Source organism: Lawsonibacter faecis (assembly GCF_014287675.1).
In the GTDB taxonomy this organism is placed as follows: Bacteria; Bacillota; Clostridia; order Oscillospirales; family Oscillospiraceae; genus Pseudoflavonifractor; species Pseudoflavonifractor faecis.
The window spans coordinates 100925-107173 of record NZ_JACOPQ010000015.1 but is presented as its reverse complement, the minus strand read 5'-3'; the positions used below and the strand labels follow the sequence as shown (position 1 = coordinate 107173).

Below are 6249 nucleotides of genomic sequence, written 5' to 3'. Positions count from 1 at the left end.
AGGTCAAGGCCGACGACGTGGTCCTGGACGGCAAGAAGCCCACCACCGTGGACGTGGCCCCCGGCACAAAGAACCCCACCAACTCCGACGGCAAGGAGATTAAGGACAACACCAATTCCGGCAGCGCGCCTTCCGTAGCCTATTACACCGTGGCCTTCAACACAGACGGCGGCAGCGAGGTCGCCAGCCAGAGCGTGGTGAGCGGCGGCAAGGCGTCCGTGCCCGCTGAGCCGACCAGGGACGGCTATGTGTTCTACGGCTGGGCGCTGGACGGCAAACCCTATGACTTCACCGCAGCGGTGAACGGAGACCTGACGCTGACCGCGCTCTGGGGCAAGCAGGCCGCTCTGGGCGAGTGGACCGTGGACCGCACCGAGCCCAAGACCTGGACCGTGGCTGAGGGCTGGATTACCCATGAGACCACCGATCAGAAGGCGGCGAACGATTGGTACGACTGGCAGGGCAAGGGCTCCTTTACCGGCGCCGTGGCCAGTGACCGCTGGAACGTCCGCACGGAGATCGAGATTACCGACGAGATGCTGAGTGCCCGCACCGAGGATAAGGACGGCATTCGTTCGTCCATCTGGGTACAGGTGGACGGCATCCACGGCACGCCTGCGGACCAGAAGGGCATGCTGGACTGGGCCATCCTTCAGTTTGCCAACGATCCCACGGTTGAGGGCGGCGCTGTCTGGCAGTATTGGGATGCCAGCGGCGATGGCGTCTGGAACGACATTGAGGGCGTCAAGCCCACAGCCGGCAGGCACACCGTTGAAATCCGCTTCGACGGTGAGCAGATTCTCCAGTATATCGACGGCGTGCAGGTCAACTCCTATGCGCTGGACGTGAGCGGTGACGCCGGCGTGAGCGCGCCCTCCTATGTCATCATCCAGTCCCGCACCTACGGAAAGTCCTACGCTGTCAAATGGGCCGTCCCCCAGGTCGGCTACCATGACCTCTATCCCGCGGGGACTATCTTTATCGAGACCGCCGATGAGCTGAAGACCGCCGTCGCCGGGCAGGCGGACAACCAGACCTGGGTTCTCTGGGGCGACGAGTACGACATCACACCTGATGACGTGACGCTGCGCGGCAGCGACGGCGCGGTGGTCGACAACGGCGGCCAGGCGGGCTGGTATCTTCCCATCACCGCCGATAACCTCACCGTCATTGGCGTGGGCAGCCCCGTCCTCACCAGCACCACCGCACGTGAAAACGGCGCCTGGGCCACACAGAGCCTGGTGTTCGTCTGGGGCGACGGCGTTACGCTGGACGGCCTCACCATCACTCCCAACCAGGCGAAAAACAAGACCGTAGAGGTGGTGGGAGATAAAAGCGTCACCATCCGCAACTGCACCTTCGGCAAGCTGAAGGACGGCGCCGCCGGGTCCCTGTACTTCAACGGGGCGGGCGCAGACACCGCTGCTGGAACCGTCCTGGTTGAAAACAGCAAGTTTGACGGCGCGAGCGTGGCGTTCGACGGCTGCAAGGCCAAGGCCATCACCCTCTCCGGCAATACCTGGACGGAGATTGACGGCTACGCCATCGGGAATACCTTCTGGGGCGACGCCGGCCGGAAGACCGCCGCATACACCGACGTCGATGTAACGGGCAACAGCTTTACAGCTAAGACCGGCGACACCATCGTCATGGCCCGCCTGAACCAGACCTTCAAGCTGGATCTGACCAACACTGTCAATGGCAGCGCCTTGACGGCGGAGGAGTTCCTCCCCTATCTGAGCTTCAACAACAGCAGCAATTGGAGCGAGTGCAAGGAGAACAAGGTGATTGTGGGCGACGTGACCTACTGCAACCCCGTATCCTGCTTCACCACGGAGGATTTCGGCGCCTTTGGAGATACCTGGCCCGGAGCCTACAACCTGGGCTGGAAATACGCCGATGGCTTTGACTGGGACACCATCACGAAGATTGAGGTCGGTATGCTTGACGCCGCCGGCCAGCCGCTCGTCACCTACACCGCCAGCGGCGATCAGCTTGACTACCAAAAGTTACACGAATACGTGAAGCCGACCAAGCAGTCCAGTGCGCCCTTCTACCAGACGTATCAGGATAAGCCCCTGGCAGAGGGGGCGGGCGAGGACTGGACCGTCGCTAAGGGCGCCGCGTTTGAAAGCTGGACGCCTGCGAGCGCTTACGTCATGATCACAGCCGGCAGCAATGTATATTATGGCATGACGGCCCTGGCAGAATAAATCCTGCAACAGATAGCGATAGATAACACAAAAAGGATCGGCGGGCAAGGATTTGCCCGCCGATCCTTTTTGTGTTATCATACCCCGGTAAGGATGTGAGAACCATGCACTACGACAATATCCGCCGGGGCGTGTTTCTGGCCCGGCCCAACCGCTTTATCGCCCATGTGGCGCTGGCCGGCGGAGCATCGGGGCCGGACGGTTTTGTTATCTGCCATGTAAAAAATACAGGCCGTTGTCGGGAACTGCTGGTCCCGGGGGCGGCGGTGTATCTCCAGGAGAGCGGCAACCCCGCCCGCAAGACCAAGTACGACCTGATTGCCGTGGAGAAGGGGACGGGGGAGACCGGGCGGCCTCCGGCGGCGGGGGTCAGCCGTCTCATCAACATGGACGCCCAGGCCCCCAACAAGGTTTTTCAGGAGTGGGCGGAGTCCGGGCATTTCCTGCCGGGCCTGTCCCTGCTCCGCCCGGAGACTACATGGGGGAATTCCAGATTTGATTTCTACTATGAGCAATCGTTGAAAGGGGACGGGGCGGGCACGGAACAGACCTACCGCCGGGGCTTTGTAGAGGTCAAGGGAGTCACGCTGGAGGAGGACGGCGCGGTGCGGTTCCCGGACGCGCCCACCGAGCGGGGCGTTAAGCATATTGAGGAGCTGATGGCCTGCCGCGATGCGGGCTATGAGGCCTGCCTGTGCTTTGTCATCCAGATGACCGATGTAGACTATTTCTCCCCCAACGACCGCACCCATCCGGCCTTCGGCCGCGCCCTCCGCCGGGCCGCCGCCGCCGGGGTGCGTATCCTGGCCTACGACTGCGCGGTGACGCCGGACAGTCTGGCACTCCGCGCCCCGGTGGAGGTCAGGCTCTAGTGCGCGGCGGCTATGCTCAGACACGCCGGTCACGGCGGCGGATGTCCTGGGCTTGCACAGTCAGGGGCGCTGTTGTATAATGTATCAACTGGAGTGCTTCCGGGACTTACCGGAGCGCCCACAGGCTTACCTTTCCCGCCGCCCGGGAGCGCGCCGGGAAACCGCCCGCATCACGACAGGAGGCGCAGTTATGCAGCCTGAGCTGGAAGTTATTACAAAAGAAATCCCCGCCAAGGGGAAGGGATATATTCTGATCCGCAAGTGCTGGCCGGACCAGGTGGACGAGGCCGTCCGCCAGGGCGCCCGCAAGCTCCTGGGGGAGGGGGCCACGTCAATTTTTGCCGCCTCCACCGATCCCTCCGCCCCGCTGTGCGAGGGCGCAGGCGAGGGATATCGGCTGGAGTTCCGCCACGATATGCTGGGCATGGAGCGCGCACTGGACCCGGGCCGCCCCCGCCCGGAGGGGCGGATCACCCTGGAGCCGCTGACCCGGGAGAAGGGAGGTCAGTTTCTGGCGATTTACAACGCCTCGTTTTTCGACGTGCCCAACTCCGCAACCTACGGCCGGGATGATCTGGCGCAGATCCTGGGGCCGGAGTACCGCTGCGGCTTTGCCCTGCTGGATGGGGTGCCCGTCGGCATCTACGAGTGCGGCTTCAAGAAGGAGAACCCGGAGATCGGCTCCATCGGTCTGACCAAGGATGCCCGGGGCAAGGGGCTTGGCCGGGAGCTGCTGCTATCCGTGATGGATATGCTCTCGGATATGGGCTGTACCCGGGTCTGGCTCCAGGTGTCCACCGCCAACGAGAGCGCCTATCCCCTCTACCGCTCGGTGGGCTTTGTGCAGGAGCGTCTGCTCTCCCACTGGTACGAGGTGATCTCCGAGGGGGACCTGCTGGCCTGAGCCTGGGGAAGCGACAGACAGAGAGAGGCGAAGAGCATGGACCATACCATTGTGGCTTTTGGGGACGGGAACACCCGGTTTTACCTGGGGGACGAGGGCTGCTGCGGCCCGCTGGAGCTGGCCTGGCCCGCCCAGATGGCGGACATCCTGTGCGCCCTGGGCGTCAAGGCGGAGGTGCGCAACGAGGGATACCCCGGCGAACCCGCCGCCTTTGCGCGGGCGGAGTTCGAGCGGGTGGCCCGGGGAGCCGACCTGTGCGTGGTGGGCTTCGGGCTGGACGATATCCGGCGGCTGGAGCGCACGATGTCCTTCTACCTCTCCGAGATGGAGGATGTAATCCGCCAGGCGGAGGAGTTGGACCTGGCGCTGATTGTGCTGGGCATCCCCTGGTTCGACGAGGACTTCGGCGGCGCGCTGGTCCAGACCCGTCTGCCCAAGTGGAACGGCGCCCTGCAGGAGCTCTGTGAGCGGTATCACGTGCCCTTTGTGGACCTGTATACGTCATTCGGCACCAATGTGGAGCGCTGGTACTGCGAAAAGCGCACGCCCCGGCGGCATCTCTCCGCCGCCGGGCAGCGCAGGGTGGCCGAGATGGTCCTTCCCCTGGCGCTCCAGGCGCTGAAATAGGCGGCGTTCAGGCGGGCCTTGTGCCCGCCTGATTTGTGCCCGCCGCTTGACTTATATCGAATATTGATATACCATGGTTATGACGATAATCGATATAGTTGGGAGGGAGACGTAATGGCCCGCAAAAAAATGGATACCATGACCGAGCAGATGTTTTATGTCCTCCTGGCCCTGCGCGGCGAGCGGCACGGCTATGCCGTCATGCAGTACATCCTGGAGCTGACCGAGGGCCGGGTGACGGTAGGGGCGGGGACGCTGTACGCCCTGCTGGACCGCTTCGAGCGGGACGGTCTCATCCGGCAGACCCGCATTGAGGAGAAGCGGAAGTACTACCGCCTGACGGGTGAGGGCGACCGCGCCCTCCGGGACGAGTGCCGCCGCATCATGCAGCAGGCGGCGGACATGGAGCGGGTTCTGCGGGAGGAGGGGCGGCCATGAGAGAGAAGAAGCGCCGCAAGCTGTTTTGGTTCGACACGATTGACTACCGCGCCGCGGAGGCCTGGCTCAACGAGCAGGCGGCCCATGGCTGGGAACTGGAAGGGATCTGGCCGGGCCCCGTCGCCGTCTTCAACCCTGCGCGGCGGCGGGATCTGCAGTACGCCGTGGCGGTGGACCCGACGGGCGGGAAGGGTGAGCGGGAGGAGGCATACCTCCAGCTGATGGAGGACGCCGGCTGGCATAAGGTGGAGCGGAAGCCCGGTATCTATATCTTCGCCTCCGTTCCGGGCGTCAACCCCGCGCCGCTTCAGACCGATCCGGAGTTGGAACAAAAACAGTTTTACCAATATTTACGGCGCGGATGGATAGCCAGCCTGGTGATACTGATAATTGTGGCAACTCTTCTGGCAGCTTACTTTTTCGTAGTTCCCGCAGCGGAGCGCACCCCCCTCTTCAGCTTTGAATCGCTGCTGGAGGACAATCTGGTGGTGTCAGCACTGGCGCTGCCGCTGCTGCTGATTTACCTGGTTCTCAGCGGCGCTTCGCATCTGCGCTATTGGCGTGCGGGAAAGCGGGCCATCGCGGCGGGAAGCGAGCTGCCGGCCACGTCCAGGCGGGCCGCCCAGGCGCGGCAGATCATTGCGGCCGTCGCCGCCGTCCTCTGCGTCGGCGGATGGATTATGGGCTTTGTACAAACCGCCCGGAGGGAGTCCGTCACGTTTCAGGACGGCTTGGAGGCGGTGGCGCAGGCGGCAGAGACCGCCCCCGTACTTCGGGCGGAAGACCTGGGGAAGGACGGCTGGAAGCCGCTGTCTCTGGACCGGACCCCCGGGATTCTCCTCGACCGCGTCAGCTACAGTGAGCTTGCGGATAGGACTCTGATTACCGAACGTTTTGAATGCCGCGCCGCCGGGCTGGCCCGCTGGTTTGCGGAGGACATGGTCCGGGCCGGGGTGACGGTGGATGTCGGCGGATATTACCGCCCCAGCATATTTCCGATGGAGGCCGTCGAGCTGGGCTTTGAACAGAGCTGGATCTGCATTGGCGAGGGGTGGAGCCAAATCCTGCTTCGTGAGGGGAATGTGGTGGCCGTCGTCAACGGCCCTCTTGACCTCTCCGACCCGGCGCTGCCGGACATTCTGCGGGAGCGTCTGCAGCTTCATTAAACACTTATAGCAGCTTATTGGAGGCAGAA

At 63.5% G+C, this 6249-nt stretch carries 6 protein-coding genes; all 6 read left to right on the top strand.

Features of this window, described 5'->3' with window-relative positions:
- Positions 1-2213: InlB B-repeat-containing protein (locus H8S62_RS15790; RefSeq protein ID WP_186920236.1), on the top strand; the 2213-nt coding region annotated here is incomplete at its 5' end.
- A gap of 104 nt (positions 2214-2317) precedes the next feature.
- Positions 2318-3085 (top strand): DNA/RNA nuclease SfsA, encoded by a 768-nt coding sequence (sfsA, locus tag H8S62_RS15785; protein WP_186920235.1) that lies wholly within the window; start codon positions 2318-2320, stop codon positions 3083-3085.
- A gap of 190 nt (positions 3086-3275) precedes the next feature.
- A complete protein-coding gene (locus H8S62_RS15780) occupies positions 3276-3989 on the top strand; it encodes a GNAT family N-acetyltransferase (protein WP_155152257.1) in 714 nt (237 codons plus the stop codon).
- A gap of 36 nt (positions 3990-4025) precedes the next feature.
- Positions 4026-4616 (top strand): SGNH/GDSL hydrolase family protein, encoded by a 591-nt coding sequence (locus H8S62_RS15775; protein ID WP_155152259.1) that lies wholly within the window; start codon positions 4026-4028, stop codon positions 4614-4616.
- Between the two features lie 114 nt (positions 4617-4730).
- Positions 4731-5054 (top strand): PadR family transcriptional regulator, encoded by a 324-nt coding sequence (locus H8S62_RS15770; RefSeq protein WP_155152261.1) that lies wholly within the window; start codon positions 4731-4733, stop codon positions 5052-5054.
- Positions 5051-6220 carry a DUF2812 domain-containing protein gene (locus H8S62_RS15765; RefSeq protein WP_186920234.1) on the top strand — a complete coding sequence of 390 codons (1170 nt, stop codon included), beginning with the start codon at positions 5051-5053 and terminating at the stop codon, positions 6218-6220. The genes H8S62_RS15770 and H8S62_RS15765 overlap by 4 nt, the downstream gene beginning before the upstream one ends.
- The last annotated feature ends 29 nt before the right edge of the window (positions 6221-6249 follow it).